At 67.8% G+C, this 24,563-nt stretch carries 16 protein-coding genes and 2 tRNA genes; 14 read left to right on the plus strand and 4 right to left on the minus strand.

The window, feature by feature from the left end; translation table 11 throughout:
* Positions 1 to 123 precede the first annotated feature (123 nt).
* The 9 genes from AB0F68_RS00170 to AB0F68_RS00210 all read left to right on the plus strand — a co-directional run bounded on the left by AB0F68_RS00170 (position 124) and on the right by AB0F68_RS00210 (position 17,401).
* The gene (locus AB0F68_RS00170; RefSeq protein ID WP_357331517.1) at positions 124 to 903 is read left to right on the plus strand and encodes a TauD/TfdA family dioxygenase; all 780 of its coding nucleotides are present in this window, start codon (positions 124 to 126) and stop codon (positions 901 to 903) included.
* Between the two features lie 42 nt (positions 904 to 945).
* Positions 946 to 1,215 carry a hypothetical protein gene (locus AB0F68_RS00175; protein WP_357331519.1) on the plus strand — a complete coding sequence of 90 codons (270 nt, stop codon included), beginning with the start codon at positions 946 to 948 and terminating at the stop codon, positions 1,213 to 1,215.
* Positions 1,216 to 2,418: 1,203 nt separating this feature from the next.
* Positions 2,419 to 4,737: a TerB N-terminal domain-containing protein gene (locus tag AB0F68_RS00180; protein WP_357331521.1), complete on the plus strand. Its 2,319-nt coding sequence runs from the start codon at positions 2,419 to 2,421 to the stop codon at positions 4,735 to 4,737.
* Positions 4,734 to 6,176 (plus strand): ATP-binding protein, encoded by a 1,443-nt coding sequence (locus tag AB0F68_RS00185; RefSeq protein ID WP_357331523.1) that lies wholly within the window; start codon positions 4,734 to 4,736, stop codon positions 6,174 to 6,176. Before AB0F68_RS00180 ends, AB0F68_RS00185 begins: the two co-directional genes overlap by 4 nt.
* Positions 6,145 to 9,600 carry a DEAD/DEAH box helicase gene (locus AB0F68_RS00190; RefSeq protein ID WP_357331525.1) on the plus strand — a complete coding sequence of 1,152 codons (3,456 nt, stop codon included), beginning with the start codon at positions 6,145 to 6,147 and terminating at the stop codon, positions 9,598 to 9,600. The genes AB0F68_RS00185 and AB0F68_RS00190 overlap by 32 nt, the downstream gene beginning before the upstream one ends.
* A gap of 285 nt (positions 9,601 to 9,885) precedes the next feature.
* Entirely contained in the window at positions 9,886 to 12,285 is a 2,400-nt protein-coding gene (locus tag AB0F68_RS00195) for an N-6 DNA methylase (protein WP_357331527.1), read from the plus strand.
* Complete coding sequence (locus AB0F68_RS00200) at positions 12,278 to 13,426, plus strand: restriction endonuclease subunit S (RefSeq protein WP_357331529.1); 1,149 nt, start codon at positions 12,278 to 12,280, stop codon at positions 13,424 to 13,426. Before AB0F68_RS00195 ends, AB0F68_RS00200 begins: the two co-directional genes overlap by 8 nt.
* 4 nt (positions 13,427 to 13,430) lie before the next feature.
* Positions 13,431 to 16,688, plus strand: a complete 3,258-nt coding sequence (locus AB0F68_RS00205; protein WP_357331531.1) for an HsdR family type I site-specific deoxyribonuclease — start codon at positions 13,431 to 13,433, stop codon at positions 16,686 to 16,688.
* Positions 16,685 to 17,401 (plus strand): SprT family zinc-dependent metalloprotease, encoded by a 717-nt coding sequence (locus tag AB0F68_RS00210; protein WP_357331533.1) that lies wholly within the window; start codon positions 16,685 to 16,687, stop codon positions 17,399 to 17,401. The genes AB0F68_RS00205 and AB0F68_RS00210 overlap by 4 nt, the downstream gene beginning before the upstream one ends.
* A gap of 357 nt (positions 17,402 to 17,758) precedes the next feature.
* Here the strand turns inward: AB0F68_RS00210 and AB0F68_RS00215 are convergent, their stop codons facing one another.
* Positions 17,759 to 18,856: a HigA family addiction module antitoxin gene (locus AB0F68_RS00215; protein ID WP_357331535.1), complete on the minus strand. Its 1,098-nt coding sequence runs from the start codon at positions 18,854 to 18,856 to the stop codon at positions 17,759 to 17,761.
* On the minus strand, positions 18,853 to 19,167 hold the full coding sequence (locus AB0F68_RS00220) for a hypothetical protein (RefSeq protein ID WP_357331537.1): 315 nt from the start codon (positions 19,165 to 19,167) through the stop codon (positions 18,853 to 18,855). Before AB0F68_RS00220 ends, AB0F68_RS00215 begins: the two co-directional genes overlap by 4 nt.
* A 164-nt stretch (positions 19,168 to 19,331) precedes the next feature.
* Here AB0F68_RS00220 and AB0F68_RS00225 point away from each other — a divergent pair, with 164 nt between their 5' ends.
* The 4 genes from AB0F68_RS00225 (at position 19,332) to AB0F68_RS00240 (ending at position 22,301) form a co-directional block, all read left to right on the plus strand.
* Positions 19,332 to 20,282, plus strand: a complete 951-nt coding sequence (locus AB0F68_RS00225) for a CBASS cGAMP-activated phospholipase (RefSeq protein WP_357331539.1) — start codon at positions 19,332 to 19,334, stop codon at positions 20,280 to 20,282.
* A gap of 3 nt (positions 20,283 to 20,285) precedes the next feature.
* Positions 20,286 to 21,440 (plus strand): nucleotidyltransferase, encoded by a 1,155-nt coding sequence (locus tag AB0F68_RS00230; RefSeq protein ID WP_357331541.1) that lies wholly within the window; start codon positions 20,286 to 20,288, stop codon positions 21,438 to 21,440.
* Positions 21,412 to 21,855 (plus strand): hypothetical protein, encoded by a 444-nt coding sequence (locus AB0F68_RS00235; protein ID WP_357331543.1) that lies wholly within the window; start codon positions 21,412 to 21,414, stop codon positions 21,853 to 21,855. The genes AB0F68_RS00230 and AB0F68_RS00235 overlap by 29 nt, the downstream gene beginning before the upstream one ends.
* A gap of 200 nt (positions 21,856 to 22,055) precedes the next feature.
* Positions 22,056 to 22,301 (plus strand): hypothetical protein, encoded by a 246-nt coding sequence (locus tag AB0F68_RS00240; RefSeq protein WP_357331545.1) that lies wholly within the window; start codon positions 22,056 to 22,058, stop codon positions 22,299 to 22,301.
* Positions 22,302 to 22,561: 260 nt separating this feature from the next.
* Here the strand turns inward: AB0F68_RS00240 and AB0F68_RS00245 are convergent.
* Together AB0F68_RS00245 and AB0F68_RS00250 are read right to left on the minus strand one after the other, a co-directional pair.
* Positions 22,562 to 22,634 (minus strand) — tRNA-Arg (locus tag AB0F68_RS00245).
* A gap of 35 nt (positions 22,635 to 22,669) precedes the next feature.
* Positions 22,670 to 22,760: transfer RNA gene (locus AB0F68_RS00250), tRNA-Ser, on the minus strand.
* A 133-nt stretch (positions 22,761 to 22,893) separates the two neighbouring features.
* Between AB0F68_RS00250 and AB0F68_RS00255 the strand changes: the two genes are divergently transcribed.
* Positions 22,894 to 24,519: a hypothetical protein gene (locus tag AB0F68_RS00255; RefSeq protein ID WP_357331547.1), complete on the plus strand. Its 1,626-nt coding sequence runs from the start codon at positions 22,894 to 22,896 to the stop codon at positions 24,517 to 24,519.
* Positions 24,520 to 24,563: the final 44 nt, after the last annotated feature.

Below are 24,563 nucleotides of genomic sequence, written 5' to 3' on the forward strand. Positions count from 1 at the left end.
CCGGAACGTAGCACGGTCTTGGCTCAACATCGGGCGGCGCGGCGTTGACAATCCGTCACTTGATGCATTCGGTAGGCGCAGCCATGGTGAACGCCGGCAACGCGATCCGCCGGAGGTGACCAGATGCGCGACTTTAACGACCTGCCCCACGTAGACCTACGCGACCCGGACAGCACGGCTCGCATCCTGAATGGCCTCACCACGCACGGCATCACGATCTTCCAGGGTGGAATCGGGCGAGAGGAACTGCTCTGCGCGGCCCGGTCGCTGATCAAAATTCGCACGCACCGCGACAGCGACTCCGACGGGGTCACGGTCATCGCCCGGCGGCCAGCGTCCAAAGACGGAGAAACCAGCCTCGCGGGCTTCACCGATCGCGAGCTCTGGCCCCACACCGAAGGATCGGCCGTATGCCGGCCACCGCGCGTCCTGATGCTGGCGTGCCTTCGACCGGCGCAGACCGGTGGACGCAGTCATCTGGTGGACGGACGCGAACTCTACGACGGGATCGCCCGCACCGAACCCGCCATGCTCGCGGCGCTGTCCACGCCCCGATCCGCGTACTTCGGCGGAGGCTCCGGCCACCTCGGCGCGGTCTTCCAGCAGACGACCGAGGGCCAGATAGTCGTCCGGCTTCGCCTCGACGAGCTTGCGCGATTCTCGCCGATGCTCCTGCCATCTATCGACCGGATTCGCGCGCTTGTCCAGCAGCAGACGATTCCAGTTGACCTGCGTGAGGGTCACGGCTACATCCTGCTCAACGACCGCTGGCTCCACGGCAGAACCGGGTTCACCGGCAACCGCCTGATGCTGCGCATCATCGGTGACCCGCTGTCCACCTACGCCCTGCCGACCGGATTCTGCCCAGCAGAGGCGCCGCCGCCGGCACTGCGGCGTACCTGACATCCGTCGATATCACCGCACCGCCTCGCCCACCGTCTGCGGGTGGCACAGCTACGCCCGCCCAACATCGACCGAATCGACGATGCCGACGCCCGGCGTCCTGAAAGGCACACCATGAACCTGACCTCGATCGCGGCCATCAGCGCAGCGCTTGTGCTCGGATTCCTCGCCGGGCTGCTCACGTTCAAGCGCTCGCTCCAATGGTGTCGCACCTGCGGAGCATCCCTGGACTGCCTGGAATGCAGCCGGCCGCTAGGCACAGAGTCGGCCAAGCAGATCGGAATGCGCCAACCGGGAAATCTACGTCCATAGCCGTCGGGGCAGATCCGCGCCGGTCGACATCCGCACGCGAACGGCCAGCCCAAGGGCGGCCCCAAGAAGCGCTGCCAGGAGCCGGAAGCGCATCAGCAGCAGCAGCAGGAGGAGGAGGAGGAGGAGGAGGAGCGCGACGTGACCTTCTTCCGGAAAACCCGCCGGCGACAATCAGAGGCGATTTCGGCTGAGCAGGTCGTTCCCTACCCACTGAGCCTAGAACGTAGACGTCGGCCAATGTGGTTGCGGAGAAAGGTCCGGCTAGTCCGCCACTGCGGCGGTGGGCCGGCCTGCCGGTCGAGACACCGCATACCGCTCAGACGCGGGCATTGGTCCGGTGAGGCGTGATGACCACGCACGGACCCGTTCTGCCGATCTGGACCTGCGCCGGGTGCGGTGCCCCATGGCCCTGCCGCACGCGACGCCACGAGCTGCGAGCCGAGTTCGAAGGCGCTCCCATCTCGCTCGCCCTGTACATGGGCTCCTGCATGGTCGCTGCGAGCCAGGACATGGGCTGGGCTCCCGCTGGTCTACTCCATCGCCGGTTCCTGGGGTGGCTGCGATGACCGCACCCCGCTGCACTGACCTGCTCCACGTGCCCCGAGCAGCCCCGCCACGCCCTCGCCGCCGCCGTCCATACCGTCGGCGCCCGGCCGCCCGCCACACCGCCCTCGACCACCGACTCACCCATCTGTGACAACGACCATGGTTCAGGGCATGCCTTCGTAGGAGGGAGGCCGGGGCTGCCTGGCGCTCAGCGTGTCGACTCGAGCGCTGAAGTCCCGTCCAAAGCGAGCTGGTTCGGATGCCTGCTTGAACCTGACCAGCCGGACCGCTGGTGGCCGTGCCTCCTCGTCGTGTTGGCCGTCCTGGTCACCCGGCGCTCATCCTCCTCGGGATGTCCACCCCTTCCGACCCTCGACCACCCATCCGTCATCGGCCGGGCGACGGTCAGCCTTGCGGTGTCTGGGCGACTGCCCCCCGGCGGACATCAGCACAACGATCCCTGATCCATCAGTGTCGCTTTCCGACCGAAAGTACGGTCCTCGCCACGATGGGTCACAACCTAGGCTTTGGTCCGCTCCATCCGCTCGCACCCGAGACATGGCGGACAGGCGTGAGGTTTGGCGGGTCCAGGAGCAGGGCGGTGGACACCTGACTGGCATGGCGACAAGCGTCCCTGGTCATGGGGGAGTAGGGGTTGTGGGTTTCTTCGACAGGTTCCGAGGTAGCGCGCCGCAACATCAGGAACCAGGCCCGGCCGGTGGTGTGGTAGCGGGTCAGCCTGCGCCCGCGCGGCCCCAATCGACGACACTCAGACAGGTAGCTCCGCAGGTCCCGGCCGCGAGCCAGCCGACCATCTGGATTCCAGCCGGGCAGCCGACGACCGTCGCCGGGTACCCGATCCCGGGAGGTCTGATCTATGTCGGTAGGCATTTGACTGCTCCCAATGGCCGGACCGAGCCTGCGCTCATCGACCCGACGCTTCGGATCGACAGGAATCGGCCCGACTGGGACGGGATCGGGCTGGACTACTGGCCGTCGTACGGCACGCTCCCTGCGAGCAGTAGGGCCGCCTATCTGACGTGGCTGGCCGATGGCCGCCGCTACGGCGCAGCGCCCATTGGTTACGTCTTCCTCTTCTTCTATGGCCTTGAGCGACGCGTTCTGGTCGACATTTCGAACGACCGGGCGCTGCGGCGGGAGATACCGGCGATCGCCGCCGAGGTCCGTCGACTCCTCAAGATCTACGGTGCCAACAACTCGTTCCGCTCCTACGCCAGCAGTTTTCTCCAGGTTCTCGAGTTGATCGGCGCGGCTGAGTCCGACGGCAGCGAAGGACGACCACCGGAGCTTGCGCCTGACCGGTGGCCCATCCCGATGCAGCTACGGCTCGCGTTGGGTGAATTCGCCGCCAGCGGCACTCCCGTACCAGCTGGGTGGGCCCGTGCCTGGGCGTGGTATCTGCCGTCGCTTTATCCACGCACGCCCCAGACCCGTTGTCCTGAGGAGTTCGATCGTCTGTTCGTGAGGCGGTACGCGGAGCGGTTCAAGGACGGCTTCCGTGTCAGGCCAGGTAAGGCACGAATCGAGGTGATCTACCGGGCGGCCAGTGGGGGTATCGCCAGCGCCAGCGCGCGGCTCGATCTGCCTGACGTCGTCGAGCTCGCTGGGCCGGCGCGCAAGCTGACCGAACTCGTCGAGTCCGTCACCGATGACCTGGATGCCTACAGCCGAAGGCTTGGCCGCGACCCGGATGGCCGGGGATCCCTCGCCGCAGCCGCCCTGCTGCCTCCCGAACTGCTCGACCAGCAGGCAGGGCAGGTCGGCGCCCTGCGCGCCTGGTGCGACGCTCGCCTGGCAAATGAGACCGACGTGCTGGTCGACGCGGCGGAACTCATCGCCTTTTGGCCAACCGCTCAGACTGGGAAGATGACCAAGGCTGAGGCGGTTTCCCTCGCCCAACTCCTCGGGCGTCTCGGCGTCGGTGTGGAGCCGGACGTCCGACTCGGCGGATCACCACTGCCTGCCGGTCCTGCCGTCCTGTTCCGCACCACCGCCGACGCCCCGCATACCGCAACACCCGCCTACACCGCCGCAGCCACCCTGCTGCACCTCGCGGTCGCGGTCAGCGCTTCGGACGGCACCGTCAGCGACCACGAACAGCATCACCTGACAGCACACCTCCAAGCCGCGCTGCATTTGACAGCCCCCGAGAGAGCCCGCCTGCAGGCGCACCAACGGTGGCTGGCCGTCACCGGCGTCAAGCTGACCGGGCTGAAGAAACGCCTCGATCTGCTCCGGGCCGATCAACGTGAGACCATCGGCGACTTTTTGATCACGGTAGCGGCCGCCGACGGAGTCATCTCACCGGAGGAGGTCACGAGCCTCACGAAGATCTACAAGCTCCTCGGCCTTGATCCGAACCTCATCTACGGCCGCCTCCACCAACAGGTCACCGGCCCTGCCGCTCTCGTGGCGACTCCACCCCCAGCCGCAGGACCCGTCGTCGTGCGCCCCGCAGGGCCTGCGCCAGCGGGGTACACGCTGCCGACTGCACCACCGGCAGCTCACCGAGCATCTACCCAGGGCAACGGTCAACGAGTGTCGCCACCGGCTTCCGGTGTCGTCCTCGACGAAGACGTGATCGCCGCGAAGTTGGCAGAGACAGCGGCCGTCTCGGCGCTGCTGTCGACCATCTTCACCGACGAGGAAGGCCCTGCGCCCCAGCCGGCCGCAATGCCGGCTGCCCGCCACGACGAACCGAAAGCTGAGCCCACTACCCAGGCCCTCATTCCCGGCTTGGACGCCGTGCACAGCGAACTCCTGCGGTCCCTGGCCGCTCACCCGACGTGGACCCGCGCGGCGTACGAGGACCTCGCCGAGCGGCACGGCGTGATGCCGGCTGGAGCGTTGGACCTGCTCAACGAGGTCGCCATGGACGCTGCGGGGGAACCTGTCGCCGAGGGCGACGACGACGTTGTGATCAATGACTACGCGCTTCAGGAGCTACTGCGATGAGCGTTACTACTCCCACCGGCCAGGGCACCCGTATCAGGCCCCGCGAGCGCGACGCGATCATCCAGTCGCTACGCGCGGGAGTGGTGCCGCGCGCCGGGCAACAGCACGTCCAGGTGGGTAGGGCTGCGGAGGTGCAGGCTCTTGTCGCCGACATCACCCGCATCGCCGACGGCGGGGCCGGCAGCCGTTTCGTCATCGGTGAGTACGGCTCGGGCAAGACGTTCTTCCTGCACCTGATCCGCTCCATCGCGCTGGAGAAGCGTCTGGTCACCGTCCACGCGGACCTGTCCCCCGACCGCCGGCTGCATGCCACCGGCGGGCAAGCACGCAGCCTGTACGCCGAACTGATGCGCAACATGGCCACCCGCGCCAAGCCCGACGGCGGCGCGCTGGCCAGCGTCGTCGAACGGTTCGTGACCCAGGCGCTGACCGAGGCACGCGACACCGGCCAGAACCCCCAGGTGGTCATCCGCGTTCGCCTCGGCGCGCTCAGCGAGTTGACGGGCGGCTACGACTTCGCCGACGTCATCGCGAAGTACTGGCAGGGCCACGACACCGGCAACGAGCAACTCAAGATCGACGCCGTCAGGTGGCTGCGCGGCGAGTTCTCCACCCGCACCGACGCCCGCAACGCCCTCGGCGTGCGCACCATCGTCGACGACGCGTCCTTCTACGACCACCTCAAGTTGATGTCCCGGTTCGTCCGCCTGGCCGGCTACGACGGCCTGCTCGTCTGCCTCGACGAGATGGTCAACCTGTACAAGCTGGCAAACTCCCAGGCCCGCAACGCCAACTACGAGCAGATCCTGCGCATCCTGAACGACAGCCTGCAAGGAACGGCGTCGGGCCTCGGGTTCCTCTTCGGCGGAACACCCGATTTCCTGCTCGACACCCGCCGCGGCCTCTACTCCTACGCCGCCCTGCAGTCCCGCCTGGCCGAGAACACCTACGCCACCGCCGAGCTCGTCGACTACTCCGGCCCTGTTCTGCGCCTGGCGAACCTGTCACCTGAGGACTTCTACGTCCTGCTGGCCAAGCTTCGCCACGCCTACGCCGCCGGTGACCCGACGGCCTACCTCCTGCCAGACGAAGCCTTGCACGCCTACATGAACCACTGCGCGTCCCGCATCGGGGACGCCTACTTCCGCACACCGCGTAACACCATCAAGGGCTTCCTCGACCTGCTCGCGATCCTCGAACAGAACCCCGGACAAGACTGGCGGTCCCTCATCGGCGCGATCCACATCGCCGCCGAGACGGACCCGAACCTCGAACCACTCGACGATGCCAGCGACCCAGCTGGCCGGCCCGGTGATGAACAACACCAAGAACTGGCCGCCTCCACCGGAGGCCACGGCTTCTCCCACACGCCGGCCGTAATGGTGACCGCCGACCGACTGCCTCCGGATGACGACGAACTTGCTTCCTTCCGCCTCTGACCCCGAGCGGCAGCCGACGGCAACAGTCGAGCCGTCACCCGCTGCCGTCCCGTCGTCGGCATACCACCTACTGCACCCGAAAGTGCAGCGGTGGATCCACGATCAGGGCTGGGACCATCTGCGGGACGCGCAGGAACGCGCCGCTCGGCCGATCTTCGCGGGTGACACCGACGTCATAATCGCTGCCGCGACCGCCAGCGGGAAGACGGAAGCAGCCTGGTTGCCAATCTGCTCAGCCATCGCAGCTCGGCGGGACGCAAGCGACGACGTTGCCGGAGTCTGCGCGCTCTACGTCGGGCCACTCAAGGCTCTGATCAACGACCAGTATGAGCGGCTCGCTCACCTGTGCGAACGGCTCGACGTTCCGGTCCACCGGTGGCATGGCGACGTGGCGGGATCGCGCAAGTCGCGCGTTCTACGCGAGCCGGACGGAATTCTGCTGATCACGCCCGAATCGCTGGAGTCACTGTTCGTCAACCACGGCGACAAGGTCGCTCGCATCCTCGGCGACATCAGCCACGTCGTCATCGACGAGCTGCACGCGTTCATCGGCACCGAACGCGGCGCCCAACTGCAATCACTGCTCCATCGGGTGGACCTCGTCCTGCGGCGCAGAATCCCGCGTATCGCCCTGTCGGCCACCCTCGGCGACTTCACCGCAGCGGCAGAGTTCCTCCGCCCGGGCCGCGGCGACGCCGTCACCGTGATCGCGTCCGACGATGACGCTCGAGAGATGCGGCTGCAGCTTCGGGGATACGTCGCCGCCGCTCCGTCTCCCCCCGGTAAGGCGCCCGCCGCACCTCCATCCGGCACCGCCACCTCTGAGTCGGACGATGAGGAAGAATCGTGGGACAAGGCCGGGATCGCCGACCACCTCTTCCGTACCCTGCGGGGAAGCGACAACCTCGTCTTCGCCAACTCCCGCAGCGCCGTCGAGCTCTACAGCGACATGCTCGACCGGCGCTGCAAGAACAACAACGTCCCCAGCGAGTTCCTCCCGCACCACGGCAACCTCTCAAAGGAGATCCGCGAGCACGTCGAAGCACGACTCAAAGACCGCACCACGCCGGTCACCGCGATCTGCACGTCAACCCTGGAAATGGGAATCGACATCGGCTCCGTGGACTCCGTAGCCCAGATCGGAGCGCCAGCCAGCGTCGCTGGAATGCGGCAGCGGCTCGGCCGCTCCGGACGCCGAGCCGACCAGCCCGCCGTGCTGCGGATGTACGTCTCGGAACCCGAACTCACCGACCGCACACCCCCCGCCGACACGCTGCGCAGCCAGCTCGTCCAAAGCGTCGCAATGGTCGACCTGCTGCTCGCCAAGTGGTACGAGCCACCGGACACCGCGAGCATGCACCTGTCGACCCTCACCCAACAGATCCTGTCGGTCATCGCCCAACGCGGCGGCGCACACTCTCAGCAGCTCTACGACGCATTGTCCGGACACGGCCCGTTCGCGCGCGTCGACAAGAGCACCTTCATCGCTCTCCTGCGCTGCATGGGCAAGCAGGACCTGCTCACCCAAGACTCGCAAGGACTTCTGCTGCCCGGCGGCGTCGGCGACCGCCTCGTCAACCACTACAGCTTCTACACCGCCTTCACAAGCCCAGAAGAGTTCCGCCTCGTCGCGGACGGCCGCACCATCGGATCGCTGCCGGTCGACAACCCGATCACCCCTGGAATGCTCCTGATCTTCAGCGGCCGACGCTGGAAGATCGTCGCGATCGACACGAGGCAGAAAGTAATCGACCTGGTCAGATCCGGTGGTGGCCGCCCCCCGAGCTTCTCAGGAAATGGCGGCGAAGTCGCCGACGCCGTCCGACAACGCATGCGCACGATCTACACGACGACCGAGATGCCACGCTACCTCGACCGCCAGGCCCAAGCCCTCCTCAAAGAAGGGCGTGCAGCCTTCAACAGGTACGCACTGAACGGCCACGCGATCCTCGGCTGGGGCAACGACACCCTCCTGTTCCCCTGGCGAGGGGACAGAATCATGAACACCCTCGCCATAACCCTCACGCGAGAAGGACTAGAGGTGGGCCACGACGGCGTCGCACTGACCATCCGCGGCACCGACCCCGTCGGGCTCTGGGAAACCATCCAGCGCCTCGCCGATGAGACACCACCCGACCCCCTGGTACTCGCCGCGACGGTGCCGACCAAGGCGGCAGACAAATACGACCAGTACCTCACAGACGAGCTGCTCACCGTCGCCTACGCAGCACGGGCCCTCGACGTACCAGAAACCTGGCAAACATTGCAGTCGATGGCCGCAATGCCTGCCCCGGGTCAAGCCTCTGTGCTCGCTAGCGGGACCGTGAACCACGACCGCAGCTACACACCGCCCACACCCCGCCCCACACCTGGCCGATCAGCCACGCAGCCTTTTATACGGCCGTTGGCTCAGCTCGGGCAGACCCCCTTCGCGGTCGTCGACCTGGAAACCACCGGCTTCGCCCCACACCGAGGCGACCGGATCATCGAAGTCGCGGTAGTACGCCTGTCTCCCGCAGGGCAGATCGAACACCAATGGACCACCCTCATCAAGCCCGACCGAGACCCAGGACCCACCCGCGTACACGGCCTCACCGCCGCCGACCTCGCCCCCGCTCCGCGCTTCAAAGACATCGCCGGCGAACTCGCCAACCTGTTGCGCGGCGCCATCGTCGTTGCACACAACGCACGCTACGACCTCAGCTTCCTCGACGCCGAGTACCACCACCTCGGCTACCCCGCCCCGGCATGGCCCGCACTCTGCACCCTCAGCATGTCCCACCGGTTCGGCCGCGGTTCAACCCGCCGACTCGCAGACTCCTGTCTTGCCGAAGGCATCCCCCTACAAGCAGCGCACTCCGCGCTCGGCGACGCAATGGCCACCGCACAGCTACTCAAGAAGTACCTGGAGCGCGCCCGCCAAGCTGGCGTCACCGACCTGGCCGAACTCGACTGCCATCCCCTCGAACTCCCGCTCGCTTGGACAGCGCCGACCGGGTACGCCGCCACCCTGGCGCGTCCATCGGCTGCCGTCGGCAACGCTACGCGCAAGCCCAACCCCCGCATCGGTCTCGCCGGTGTAGCCGCCCGCGTACAGGCCGCGACCATCGGCGACTCCCGTGCCGACGCCTACCTCGACGTGCTCGACCGTGCCCTTGCCGACCATGTCCTCAGCCACGCCGAGGTGGCATCCCTCATCGAAGTAGCCCGGACATGGGGACTCTCCGGTGACCAAGTACACCTCCTCCACCAGCAATACCTCGCGGCTCTGCTTGATGAAGTGGCGGCACCCGGAACTCCGGACGAAATCGCTGACCTGGCAGCACAGCTACGCCAACTGACCCAAGCCCTAGAATCCGCTGCAACAGCCGTGCAAGAACTCCGGCCAGAGCCACTCGGCGGACGTAAGTCCAGTCCTCTCTGAGGGCGCGCCTGGGAGCGACGCACCGCGCCGAACCAGCAACCGGCCTGCGGCACCAAGGATGGCAATTATTGATACCCCGGCATCGACTCGAGTCATGCCCTTCAACTACGTCCGCCTGCCAGCTCCGCCCAACTGGCCTGTCCAGCACCTGAAGGTGTCATCGGCCGCGACGATGGTCCGGCATGCGCTACACGCCAGCCGACGGGTTGCGGATGGCATCCTCAGCCCGGCTCTAAGCTGAGCGCTGCGCGTTCATGTCTGAACGTGCGGACGGAGAGTGGACACGTGCGGAAGCTGACCCTGCCCCAGTTGGAGCGGCACCTGTTCGCGGCGGCGGACATCCTGCGGGGCAAGATGGATGCCTCGGAGTTCAAGGAGTACATCTTCGGGATGCTGTTCCTGAAGCGCGCGTCGGACATGTTCGACGCCGAACGGGAGCGAGTCCTGGCCCGCTACGCCGACCGGGGCCCTCAGGAAGCCGAGCACCGCGCCGAGCAGCCGGAATCCTACCGGGATGCCTTCTTCGTCCCGACGATTGCGCGCTGGGACCTTCTTCGGCGGCTGCACCACGATGTTGGTAGCGGCATCAACAAGGCATTGTCTGCCCTGGAGGACGCTAACCCGGACTCGCTGGAAGGGGTTCTCCAGCACATTAACTTCAACCAGCAGGTCGGCAACTCACGCATACCGGACAAGAAGCTGCGGGATCTGATCGCGCACTTCGGCCGGCATCGGCTGCGCACCGAGGACTTCGAGTTCCCGGACCTCCTCGGAGCCGCGTACGAGTATCTGATCAAGGAGTTCGCGGACTCGGCCGGCAAGAAGGGTGGCGAGTTCTACACCCCGCGGGCTGTGGTCCGGATGATGGTCCGGCTGGTCAAGCCAGCCGAAGGCATGAGTGTGTACGACCCATGCTCGGGCTCCGGCGGCATGCTGATCCACGCCAAGGAGTACGTCGAGGAGCACGGCGGCAACCCGCGCAACTTGCTGCTAGCCGGGCAAGAGGACGCCGGTAGCGTCTGGTCGATCTCCAAGATGAACCTGCTGCTGCACGGCATCCCCGACGCGAAGATCGAGAACGACGACACCCTGGCCAACCCCCGCCACGCCCACGGCGGCCAGCTCGACCTGTTCGACCGGGTGCTGTCCAACCCGCCGTTCTCGCAGAACTACTCCAGCGACGGCATGCGCTACAGCAACCGCTTCCGCTGGGGCTGGGCACCAGAGGGCGGCAAGAAGGCCGACCTGATGTTCGTCCAGCACATGGTTGCCGTGCTCAAGGCCAACGGCGTCGCGGCCACTGTGATGCCGCACGGCGTGCTGTTCCGCGGTGGCGCCGAACGCGACATCCGCACCAACTTGCTCGACGACGATGTGATCGAGGCCGTCATCGGCCTGGCCCCGAACCTGTTTTACGGCACCGGCATCCCCGCGTGCGTGCTGGTGCTGCGCGCGCCTGGGTCCAAGCCGCCAGAGCGAGCCGGCCGGGTCCTGTTCATCAACGCCGACCACGAGTACGCCGCCGGCCGCGCGCAGAACTACCTACTGCCCGAGCACATCGAGAAGCTCGTGTACGCGTACGAGGCGTTCACGGACATCCCCGGCTACGCACGAGTGGTGACCCGGGAGGAGCTGCGGGAGAACGACGACAACCTCAACATCCGCCGGTACGCCGACAATGCCCCGCCCCCGGAGCCCCATGACGTGCGCGCTCACCTGCATGGCGGCGTGCCGAAGGCCGAGGTCGCCGGCAAGGCAGACCTGGTCGCCGCGCACGGCTTCACCACCGACACCGTGTTCGTCGACCGGGACGGTGCCTACTTCGACTTCGCCTCGGGCGTCGACCGTGCCGCGCTCGTCGCGCTGGTCACCGACCATGCCGGGGTACGCGACCGCGAGGCGGCGCTGGCCGCCGTGCAGAGCGAGTGGTGGGAGGAGCACCGCAAGCTGGTCATCGAGCTGCCGGCCACGAAGCGTCTGATGGCGGCTCGCACCGAGCTGATCGAGTCGTTCACCACGGCGCTGCTGCCGGTAGGGCTGCTCGACCGGTTCCAGATTGCCGGGGTGATCGTGCGCTGGTGGGACGCTTTCCAATACGACCTGCGGGCCTTGGCCACGCACGGCTTCGGCGGTGTGGTGGACGGCTGGGTCACCACGATCGGCACGGCCTTGGAGGACGAGCGAGCGAAGACGGACCCGCTCGAGCACCGCGTGGTGCCGAAGCTCGTGCCGGAATACCTGGAGGAGCTGGCCGCCGCTGAGGCTCAGCGCGCGGAGTTGGAGGCCCGAATCAGGGCGGCCACCGTGCCGGCCGGCGAGGACGAAGAGCCGGCGGACGACGACGCCGAGGAGGCGGTCAGCCCGGCGGAGCTGAAGCGCCTCAAGACGGAGCTGACCAAGGTACGCAAACGGCAAAGGGAGCTAAGAACCCAGTTCATCGCCACGCTGGACCGAGCGCGGGCCGCGCTGACCGGCCCGCAGGAGCAGGACCTGGTGATGGACATCTGGCAGGAAGACCTGGCAGCTCACCTGGATGGCTATGTGGCCGCCAACCGGCGCCAAGTGATCGCCGTGCTAGAGAAATGGTGGGACAAGTACGCCATCTCGTTGGCCGACATCGAGTCCCAACGCGACGCTGCCACCTCTCAGCTCAACACCTACCTGAAGGAGTTGGGCTATGCGTGAGGAGGCGAGCCCGGCTGGATGGACCGCCGCCACAGTTAGCCAGCTCGCCCAAGTTGCCACCGGTTCTGCGCCCCCGCCGCACAGTGGCGTTGTTCCGGTGATGGGTGCCAACGGAAAAATCGGCAAAACGGGTCGGGTAAACTTTCAAGGCGGGATTCTAATCGGTCGTGTGGGCGCCGCCGGAGCAACCCATTACCAGCAAGAACCATGCTGGGCGTCTGACAACGTCTTGACAGTGACGACGAAACCGCAGAGCGCCGATCCCCGATTTTTGTACTGGTGGTTGACTTGGCGGAATCTCGCCAACCTGGCCAGCCGAACTGCGCAGCCGTTGATTACCCAGACCCAGGTGCGCAAGCTAGAGATCTCGTACCCAGCCAGTTTGGTTAAGCAGCGGAGAATTGCGGAAATCTTGGACTCGGTGGAGGAGTCGACCCGCTCTACCGAACGCCTACTTGACAAGCTCGCCGTTACGGCTGACGGCACGCTACGAAGCCTGCTCGGACAGTTGGCAGGCCACACAGCAGAATCTCTTGAAATTATGCGTCCGCTCGGCTCGATTGGTCGTATTCGTTCGGGCTCAACGCCATCCCGCGCCCTTCACTCCCGTTATTATGCAAACGGGAACCTTCCATGGGTTAAGACCATGGATCTTAACGAGGACGTCCTTACATCAACGGACGAGCGGATTACAGATGCCGCAGTGGCGGACTACTCCTGCCCGATCCTTGCGCCCATGACGGTACTTATTGCGATGTATGGAGGGTGGGCGCAGATCGGTCGAACAGCAATCCTTGGCCGCACTGCAACGATCAATCAGGCGATTAGTGCGGTTGAGATTCATGACCTAACGGTAGACCCTTCCTATGTGCAACTGGCGCTTCAACTGGGGCGTCGCTACTGGAAAGGTATTGCAGCAAGCACCCGCAAAGATCCGAACATTACTCGCGCCGACGTGCTGGCATTCGAGATACCTGTTCCAGCAATAGACAAACAACGAAGGATCGTTGCGGTGAGCAAGGTCGCCAAGGCGCGCATCAAGGCGGAGCAGATGAAGCTAGCCAAACTCCGACGCATCAAGGATGGGCTGATGGAGGATCTTTTGACCGGGCGAGTGCGGGTTTCGGTGGAGGGGGCATAGCGGAGTGGGATCGGGGTCGGAGTACGAACGGGTCGAGCGACCGTTGCTTGAGCAGCTCACCCGGATGGGCTGGCGGCACATTGAGGGCAGCAAGATGGACCCACCCAGCGCGACCGGGCGGGACAGCTTCCGGGACGTGCTGCTGCTCGATCGGCTCCGAGCCGCGGCGCGGCGGATCAACCTTGGTGACGACGGCCGTGCGTGGCTCGATGACGGACGAATCAGCCAGGCGGTCTCTCAGCTTGCCCGACCGCAGGCCACATCCCTGCTTGAGATCAACGAGGAGCTGACCGAGAAGCTGTTGTACGGCGTGACCGTCGAGGGGGTGCCGGGCTGGGATGGCGGCCGGGACCGTACCGTCCACTTCATCGACTGGACCAGCCCCGACCCGCTGGCCCGCAACGAGTTCCTGGTGGTCAACCAATTTCGGGTCGACCCACCCGGCGGACGCACCCCCATCTATCCGGACGCGGTGCTGTTCGTCAACGGCATCCCGCTGGTTGTGGTGGAGGCCAAGTCCCCGGCCGTGCCAGCCCCGATCAACGCGGCGATTGAGCAGCTTCGCCGGTACGCCAATCAGCGCGGCTCGGTAGAGCCGGAAGGCAGCGAGCGGCTGTTCCACACCAACCAGTTCGTCGCCGTCACCTCCTTCGACGAGGCCCGGGTGGGCACGTTCACCTCGCTGGCCGAGCACTACGCGGAGTGGAAGACAACTGCCCCCGTACCCGAAGAGGACGTCCAGGACGACCTCGGCGTGTCGCGGTTGTCGTCGCAGCAGCGTTTGGTCGCGGGGATGCTGCACCCGGCCCGGCTGCTGGACCTGGTGCGGCACTTCACGCTGTTCATGCAGCCAGAGGACCGGAAGATCAAGGTGGTCGCGCGGTACCAGCAGTACCGGGCAGTGCGGGCGACCATCGACCGGCTGGTCAGCGGGCCAACCCGGGCCCAGGACGGCGCGCATGATCGGCGCGGCGGGATCATCTGGCACACCCAGGGCTCCGGCAAGAGCCTGACCATGGTGTTCCTGGTGCGGGCGATGCGCTCGCATCCGGCGCTGGTCGGATTCAAGGTGGTCGTGGTCACCGACCGACGCGACCTACAAAAGCAGCTCGCGGACACGACCGAGCTGACCGGCGAGACGGTGCACACGGCCAAGAGCGTCGCGAAGGCCAAGGAGTTCCTCGCCACCACGGGTAAGGCGCTGGTCTTCGTGATGATCCAGAAGTACCGGAACCCGGAGGCACGCAAGAACGACGACGCAGCGTTGAAGACTATCGGCGAGCTGGACCCGTCGCCCGAGGTGCTGGTGTTGGTGGACGAGGCGCACCGGTCGCACGCCAGTGCGCTGCACGCCGCGCTGCGCACGGCCCTGCCCAGCGCTGCTCGAGTCGGTTTCACCGGCACGCCGATCATCATGGGCGCGAAGAAGAAGACGCACGCGATCTTCGGTGACTACCTGGACCGGTACGACATCCGCCAGTCGGAAGCCGACGGTGCCACGGTGCCGATCGTGTACGAGGGCCGCACTACCCGCGGCGGTGTGGCCGACGCTGACGACATCGACGAGTTCATCGACCTGTACGGGCTCAGCCCGGAGCAGACCGAGCAGCTCAGGCAGCGGTACGCCACCAAGGCGCACGTCAACGAGGCCGAGCAGCTCATCGCCGCCAAGGCGCGCAACATGCTGCGCCACTACGTGGACGTGGTCCTGCCCAACGGGTTCAAGGCTCAGGTGGTGGCCAGCAGCCGGCGGGCCAGCGTGCGGTACCGCACCGCGCTGCTGGCCGCTCGCGACGAGCTGGTGGCCGAGCTGGACGCCCTGGACCCGGTGTGGCGGGGGCCCGAGGCGCTGGCCCGGGTCGACCGGCTGCCGGCAAAGCGGGCCACGCTGGTGCGGGCCTGGCGGTACCGGGACGTCATCGCCGCGCTGGACTTCGTCCCGGTGATCTCCGGCAGGCAGAACGACCCGGCTGACCTGGCTGCCTGGACCAGCGGCTACGAACAGGTCGTCGAGGACTTCAAGGCCCGAAAGCTGCCGATGCCCGGCGTGCTGGCCGAGCATGCCAGCCCGGTCGCCATGCTGATCGTTAACGCGATGCTGCTGACCGGGTTCGACGCGCCCCGCGAGCAGGTGCTCTACCTGGATAAGGCGGTTCGCGAGGCCGATCTGCTTCAGGCCATCGCCCGGGTCAACCGCACCGCGCCCGGCAAGAGCGTCGGGTACGTGGTGGACTACTACGGCGTCGCTCAGCATCTGGCGCAGGCGCTGGAGGCGTACGCCCCGGACGACATCGAGGGCGCGCTGACCAGCCTCGATGACGAGGTGCCGCGCCTGGCCGCCGCACACGCCGCCGTCCGACAGCTCTTCGCTGGCATTCGGGAATTCAGCACCGTCGCCGCGCAGGACGCCTGCGTGGAGGCGTTGGCCGACGAGCGGCTGCGGGCGCGTTTCGAGGCCGCGCTCAAGACGTTCACCCGCAGCCTGGAAATCGTGCTGCCGTCGGAGAAGGCGCTGCCGTACGTGGCCGACGGCAAGGCATTCGGCGCAATCGCGCACCTGGCCCGCCGCCGCTACCGCGACCACACCTTGTTCGACGTACGGGTGTACGGGGAGAAGGTCCGGGCGCTGATCGACGCGCACGTCCACGCGCTGGGCATCGAGCAGAAGATCCCACCAATCTGCATCACGGCCGCCGACTACGCCGAGAAGGTCAGCGGGCTGACCAGCCCGCGCGCCAAGGCGTCGGAGATGGAGCACGCCATCCGGCACCACATCAGCGAACACATGGACAGCGACCCGGCCCACTACCAGCGGCTGTCCGAACACCTGGAGCAGGTCCTCACCGAGCTGCGGGACCAGTGGGAGCAGCTCGCCCTAGCGCTGGCCGACTTCCTGCCGGTGGTGACCGCCGGACGGACCGAGCACGCCGACGGACTCGACCCGCGTACCGAGGCCCCGTTCCACGACCTCATCGCCGAAGCACTGGCCGAACATGGCCGACCAGTCACCACCGAGGCCGCCGGACCGCTGCGGCAGGCCACCATCGACGTCGTACACCTCATCCGCGAGGACATACGCCTGGTCGGATTCTGGGACAACCCGCACAAGCGCGAACAGCTCCGCCGGGCGGTCATCGCGCGTCTGGACGACACCCGGCTGGAGGACGGCAGCGACCTGTTCAAGTACGCCATGCTGCGACCGCTCGCCGACCGGCTACTGGAGCTGGCCAAGCACAACCACCACCAGCTGGTGTCATCGTGAGCGTGGCCGAGGCGCTGCCCGACACGATGCTCATCGGGGACCTGCACTTCGCGGTTCGCGAGTCGCCGCGCCGCGCCACCGTCGGCATCACCGTCGACCGCGACGGGTCACTGTATTTGCAGGCACCTACCGGGTGCCCACCGGACGCGTTGGCCGCGTGGGCGTACGCCAAGCGGATGTGGGTGTACCGCAAGCTAGCCGAGAAGGACCTGCTGCTATCCGCCCGGCCAGCGAAGGAGTTCGTCAGCGGGGAGGGATTCACATACCTGGGCCGCAGCCATCGCCTGCTCGTCAGGGACACGGACGAGGTGCGGATGGAACGCGGCCGGCTATTGCTACCCCGCACGGCCGCAGCCGCCCCAGACCCGGGCGCCTGGCTGGTCCGCTGGTACCGCGCCCGGGGCCGGCAGTGGCTGCCGGGCAGGATGCGTCCGTGGACCGACCGGATGGGGCTGGTCCCGAGCGAGCTGGACGTGCGGGACCTTGGCTACCGGTGGGGGTCCCTGAGCTCCAACGGCCGACTCAACATCCACTGGGCGACGCTGCAACTACCGCCGTCGCTGATCGACTACGTGTTGGTGCACGAACTGGCACACGTGGCGCACCCGCAGCACACGGCCGCGTTCTGGGCAACTGTAGAACGGGCCATGCCGGACTACGAGCGCCGCAAGTCCGACCTCCTTCACACCGGCGCCCGCCTGTGGATGGGCTGACTAAAGGCCACCGCTCGGCAGTACACGCCCTCGGGGTGTTGTGACCGTGGACGTTGCTGACGAGGCTGGGATCTTGAGATAGGTGAGACCTCCGGGTGAGGCGGAACTTGTCGAAAGGTTTCCCTACCCGGGAGGGCCTCGTGAATTTCCTCTGTCAAGTCCCCATTCACAGAACCCGGCCGGGTTGCTGGCGCTGATGTTGTTCATCCGCTCACCGGGTGTATGGGCGGTGACCGGCTCGTCCGGGCTGAGCGCAAGCACCTTGCTGGCGGCCCGGTGGCTGTCGAAGGGGACGTCGCCGCAGCGTGATGTCGGTTGCGGGCTGGGATCGGATCGGGGGGCAGTTGTGGTCGAGACTCAATCGTCGGTGAAGGCGAGACGGGTGCGGAGCCGGTTGAAGTAGCTGTAGGGGATCGTCTTGTCGTGCTGGAGTCGCCCGACGACGATGCCCGGGTGGACGCCGGCTTCTTTGGCGAGGGCTACTGCCTGGGCCTGCGACCGGACGGTTGCCAGTCGGGCGTCGAATGTCCGGGGTAACAGAATGCGGCCGGCGAAGTCATCGGCCTCGTGCTCCATGACGTTGTCGGCGTCGGCGCGCTCCACGCCGTCGACGATCGTGAATCGTCTGCGGTCGTGCAGCAGCACGTGTGCCGCCTCGTGGAAGAAGGTGAACCAGAAGATGTCGGCCCAGCGGTGCCGGACGCTGAGCTGGATGAGCGGCCGTTCGCTGGGGAGCCAGCGGACGGCGCCGTTGATGCGTGCGCCGACGATCTCGCGTTCGATGACGAGGGCGACCCCGGCCCCGGCGCAGAGCGCTTCAAGTTGCGGGAGCCAGTCTTCCGGGTCGTCGAGTGTGGTCAGGGCTCGGATGCGGGGCAGCGCGTCTTTGAACTTGGTGCGGTCGAACGGCGGCAGGTCGGATTGTTCGGCGCGGATCTCGCCGATGCGAAGCCAGGCCGCTAAGGCGCCGTAGTCGATTTCGAACGCGCGGGATTGCCGGTACGCGGTCGGTGCTGCCCATACCTGGCCCCACGCGTCCGGTGATGCGACCTTGAAGAACGCGAGCGCGTCGCGCAGGCGTTCGACCGGTGGAGCGTCTTTGCGGATGAAGCCTCGGCGGATGAGTTCAGCGACTGGCAGTTGGTGCAGCCAATCGACCTGCTTCTCCAAACGGGTGGACTCGTCCTGTCGGGTCTGGGCAACCTGGTACGCCGACTCCAGGGCCGTCCATACCTGTGCGGGTACGCCGGTCACGAACTCGAACCGCAGGGCCGTCTCGGCGCTGAGCGTGGCGGTGCCGAGAACGACCTGGTTGATGTGTTTGGTGGACAACCCGGTCCGCCGGGCCAGCTCGGCCTGGCTCATGCCGCGTTCGGTGAGGACCTCCACCAGGGTTTCGCCGGGCGGAATGGTGTAGTCGGGGCGGAACCGCCGGGTGCTGCTGGTGCCTGTCATCGGCGTGTCCTTCCCGCTGGTTGGTCGGTGACGGAGAGCACGCGGACCACGTGTGTCCCGTCGGCCGTGCCGTTGTTGATCTCGAACTTGATGATCGCCACCCCGCCCACGCTGATCATCCAGACGCCGTCGGCCGGGTCGCGGCGCAGGTCGCCCGGCAGCGACTGCAGCGCCTCCACGGTCGGGGCGGCCTCGATCTGGATCAGCTTGCGGCCGACCGCCATACCGCCCGTCGATCCCCAGCGTGCGGTCAGCCTCGCGGCCCGGCTGCACAAGTCGGCGGTCTCGTCGTCGCCGAACCAGATCTCCATCACCCCGGACTATAGCGTTTCATGCACGGGCTCGATCCACGGAACTGTTCCGTATACCTGCCTGGTGCATGAAATGACCGGACGATGGCGTATGGTGAGCAAGGTCGACAAGAGGCTGTTGGAGAGGCGGAGGACGCGGACGTGGCGAGAGTGGGTGCGGTCCGGTGACCGGCGAGCGGTTTCAGATCCTGTCACTGGACGGCGGCGGGCTGCGGGGGATGTTCTCCGCGGCGGTCCTCGCGCGCCTCGAGGAGGACCTCGACATGCACGTCACGGACCACTTCGACCTGATCGCCGGCACGTCGACCGGCGGGATCATCGCGCTGGGCCTCGGGCTCGGCCTCACGCCCCGCCAGATCCTGCAGTTCTACACCGACCACGGTCCGCGGATCTTCCGCGACCGCAGCCGGCTGCGCGGCATGCGGCACATGCTGCGGGCCAAGTACGCGGCAGGACCGCTGCGGGCGGCGCTGACCGAGGTGCTGGGGGAGCGCACGTTCGGCGAAAGCACGAAGCGCCTCCTGATCACCTCGTACAACATCGGCGCCGACGACGTCTACCTGTTCCGGACCCCGCACCTGGAGACGCTCAAGCGGGACTGGCGCGAACGAGCGGTCGACGTCGCCATGGCCACCGCCGCCGCACCGACCTACCTGCCCGGCATGGCGCTCGGCGGCGCGCGGCTCATCGACGGCGGCGTCTGGGCGAACAACCCGGCCATGGTCGCTCTGACCGAGGCGGTCGGACCGCTCGGCGTGCCGCTCGAGCAGATCCGGGTCTTCAGCCTCGGCACCACGACCGACATGCGCCACCGCAGCCGCCGCCTCGACCGCGGCGGTCTGCTGCCGTGGGTCCGCGACGCGGTCGAGGTCCTCATGCGAGCCCAGAGCGAGAGCGCCGATAAGCAGATCCGGCACTTCCTGGGCAAGGAGCGGGTGCTGCGGCTCAATCCCACGGTGCCCACCGGCGCGCTCGCCCTGGACAAGGTCGACGCCGACGCCCTGATCGGCCTGGCCGGACACGAGAGCCGCGCCGCGTCACCGACCTTCACCCGCTGCTTCGCCGACCACACCGCGCCGGCGTACGTCCCCCACTACCCGGCACGGAAGGACTGACCCGTGGACACCATCGAAGAGATGCTCTCGATGCTGCTCGACGGTGCCGTCGAGACCCTCGACATCTCCCCGCACCTGCACCAGCTCGCCGTCGACAAGTACGAGGAGGTCGGCGCCTGGCTCGCCGAGCACGGCACGCCGGACTGGCGCATCTACCCGCAGGGCTCCTTCCGGCTCGGCACCGTCGTGCGCCCCAACACTCCCACCGGGGAGTACGACATTGACCTCGTGTGCTGGTTGCCGATCGCCAAGGAGTCCATCACCCAGGCCGAGCTGAAGGAGCGCGTCGGGCGCATGCTGCATGCCTTCGTACGCTGGAAGCAGCGGCAGGGCCACGGCGACGGCCCCGCCAGCTGTAAGGCCACCCGCCGCTGCTGGACGCTAGGCTACCCCGACGACGGCTTCCACCTCGACGTGCTGCCCACCATCCCCGACCCGGCGGTCCCGCCGACCGGCATCCTGCTCACCGACAAGCAGCTGCGCGCGTGGCAGCACAGCAACCCGATCGGCTACGCCACCTGGTTCCAGCTGCGCTCACAGCTGGACCGCCACCTGGTCGAGGCGAAGCGGCACGCGAACGTCGCCGACGTACCCGACTGGGACGTCCGCACCACCCTGCAGCGGCTCGTGCAGGTCCTCAAATGGCACGCCATGCTGTACTTCGCCAACGACCCGGACAACCGGCCCCCGTCGATCCTGATCACCACTCTGGCTGCCCGCGCATACGCCGGGGAGCACGACCTGTTCACCGGCACCCGCAACGTCCTCCACGGCATGGGCAACTTCGTCGAGAACCGCCACGGCCGGTGGTGGGTGCCCAACCCAGCGCACGAGGAGGAGAACTTCGCCGACAAGTGGAACGAGTACCCCGAGCGACGCGAAGCCTTCATCCGCTGGCACACAGACCTCAGCATCGTCCTCGACGACCTCGTCCAGCTGCAGCGCAAGGGGCTGCACGTGCTCGCCACACGGATGTCGGAGAGCTTCACCTCGGACGCGGTGCAGCGCTCCGTGCAGCGCTACGGCGAGCGCCTCCGCCAGCAGACAACGACCGGCGCGCTACGCATGGGCGTCGGCGGCCTGCTCACCACGACCACGGCGGGGCCGCGGGTCCGGCAGCACACCTTCCATGGCCAGCACACCGACCCGCGCGGTTAACCTGACCCGGCAGCTCGTCGCGATCACCGCCGTGCTGCCCAACGTCGACGGCACTGTCCGCCGCGGCGAGCTGGACTGCACCACCCGGCTCCAGCCGACCCCGGCCAGCCAGACCTACACGGTGCGCCTGATCTACCGGCACGGCCGCCGCCCCCGGGTGACCGTCACCGATCCGCCACTTGACCTCCATCCCGGCGCAGACGCGCTCCCTCACGTCTACCCCGGCGACGAACTGTGCCTGTACTTTCCCGGCGAGTGGAAACACCACATGCTGCTGGCCGCCACCATCCTGCCCTGGACCGCCGAATGGCTCATCCACTACGAGCTGTGGCTCATCACCGGTTACTGGGCCGGAGGCGGCGACACCCACACGGTCGGCGACACCGTCACCTACCTGTCAACGCGAGACGCGTGATCACCAGCGCGCCAGCCGGCTCGTTACCGCCTCTGCCGCGTCGCCCATTGAGAGCGTGTCGGCGACGCGCAGCGTGAGGAGTCCGGCCTCGGCCTGGTCGCGGAGCTGGACGATCGCGGCATGGTCCTCGGCGCGTTGACGGACGTCGAGCGGGTAAACCGGGGTTGTCCCTGGCGAGGTCGTGCGACCAACCGTGGAAGATGCTCAGCTGCCTCGCGCAGCAGCGTCTGCGCATCCAGCCCGACGGTCAGGGCAACTTCCAGTTCCAGACCATCGCGCCCAGCCCGCTGTTCACCGTTCTCACCCGTGGCCGGGTGTCGGCCTATGCGCTGCTGCCCTTCGAGGACGAGGACGTGCGGATCTCCGTCGTCCCCAAGATGACCGAGCAGGGCTTCGGCTACGAGCTGACGCGCGTCAAGCAGCGGCAGATCGTCTCCCGGTTCTGACAGAACGACCCGATCCTCCGGCTCGGCTACCGCTACAACTAAACCTCACCTGACGGTGGACGAACGCAAACACCAGGCGGGCAATCCTCGGCTCATCAGGTCTTACCCGAATGCATCCGGATCCGCATCACCCACGGACGGGACGGGACGTAGGGCACGGCCGTCGCACGAGCACCATCCGAGCACCATCTCGTCTACATGCTGCGAAGCAAAGAGGCGTCTGACCCCGGTTACTGCAGGTCAGACGCCTCTTGATCTTGTGCGCCCGAAGGGACTCGAACCCCTAACCTTCTGATCCGTAGTCAGATGCTCTATCCATTGAGCTACGGGCGCCTGCTGCTCGGCCAGTCTACACACCGGCTTTCGCGCGGAGACTCCGGGATTCGAACCCGGGAGGGGCTTTAAGACCCCAACCGCATTAGCAGTGCGGCGCCATAGACCAGACTAGGCGAAGTCTCCCTGGTGGCCCGGAGACCACCGCGCCCGAGGATACAGGGCCACACCCACCCGGAGCAAAGCGACTACCGGGAAGCGCCCATCCCCTGCGTTTTCACCGTGTGCCATGTCACGCCCGGGTCTACGCTCCATCGATATGCAGGAGCAGCCGCCGAGCGATCCGCCCCGTCGCGAGCCCGCCGCCAAGGCCCCGCGGAGCCGCTCCCCCCGACCGACCTTCACCCCGCCGCCCACGCCGGAGCCCGCTCCCGACGTGGCGGGCGACGCACCGCCGCCTCCCCGGCGGGTCAAGGCCGCCCCGATCGTCCTCTTCCAGCCACCCGACCCCGCGCAGACCATGCCGCCGGCCGCCGACGGGCCGGCGGCCCCCCGCCCGCGCCCGCCCGCCGAGGTCGCCGCCGGCACCGATCCGGGTACGCCGACGGTCGCGCCGCCACCGGGCGCCGCCGCTGCGGACGTGCCGGTGATCGAGGAGGCACCGAAGCGCCCCCGCCGCGCGCCGGCGGCAAAGAAGGCCACCCCGGCGAAGAAGGCGGCCCCGGCGAAGAAGGCCACGTCGACGGCACGGAAGCCCGCCGTCGCGGTCGAGGCTCCGAATGCGCCCGAGACAGCGGTGCCCGCGGACACCGAGACGCCCGAGACGACCACCGCCGGACCAGGGGCGGCGGAGCCGGCCGAGGCAGCACCGGGCACCGCCGCGCCGACGCCGGCCGGGCGGGCGAGGAAGACCAAGGGCACACCGGCGAAGAAGACCGCCCCGCCGAAACGGACGCCCGCTCGCCGGGCGTCCGCCGCGCCGACCGAAATTCAGTCGGAGGCCGGCGCGCCCGCCCTCGCCCAGGGCACCACCGAACCCGCGCAGGTCCCGACCGAACCGGCTGCCGCCCCGGTCCCCGCGGAGCCCACTGCCGCCCAGGTCCCACCGGAACCGGCTGTCGCACAGGCCGAGCCCGCTACGGCGGAACCCGCAACCGCGCAGGTCGCGGCAGAATCCGTCGCCGGACAGGCCTCGACCGAACCCGCTGCAGCGCAGGTCGATCAGCCGGAGCCGCAGGCCAATGACGAGCCGGCAGCGACCGCCGCCGGGGAGATCGTTCCCGTGCTGACCGCTCAGGTCAGCCCGCAGGCGGAGAAGCACGGCTGGCGGGCGGTCGCTGCGCGCGTACTCGATCATCCGGGCTTCGCCCCCGAGCCGCTGGCCCTCGCCGCGGTGGACGCCCTCGGGCCGCGCGCCGCCGACTGGGTGGAGCGGACCCGCGACGCCTACCCGGACGCCGACGCCGACGGGCTGGCCCGGCTGGTGACCCGGCGGTTCGTCCGGCTCGCCGGCACGGGCGGTGCGCTCGCGGCGGGCGCCGGGCTGTTCGCGCCGGTGGCGGAGCTCACGGCGGTGCTCTGGACCCAGGCCAATCTGGTGCTGCACCTGGCCGCCGTCTACGGCCGTGACCCGGCGCATCCGGACCGGGTTGCCGATCTGCTGGTGCTGACGCAGGTGCACCCGGACGCCGGCACCGCCCGGGCCGCACTGGACGCGGCCCGCTCGGCGGGCGCTCCGGCGGAGGGGCCGTGGTCCCGGGCCGCCGAGGGGGCCTGGCGACTGACCACCCCGCTGGTGGCGCAGGCCGCCGGCTGGCTGGGGCTGCGGCTGGCCGCCCGGCTGCTCCCCGGCGCGGCAGCCCTCGCCGCCGCGACGGGTGACGCGGCGGCCACCGAACGCCTGGCCGCCCGCGCAATCACCCTCTACCGCCCACACCGCGCCTGACCGCTGCGCGATCTTGCAGTTTGGGCCCGCATCCAGCGCCTTTC

The sequence above is a fragment of the Micromonospora sp. NPDC023966 genome, from assembly GCF_040639095.1.
GTDB lineage: Bacteria > Actinomycetota > Actinomycetes > Mycobacteriales > Micromonosporaceae > Micromonospora.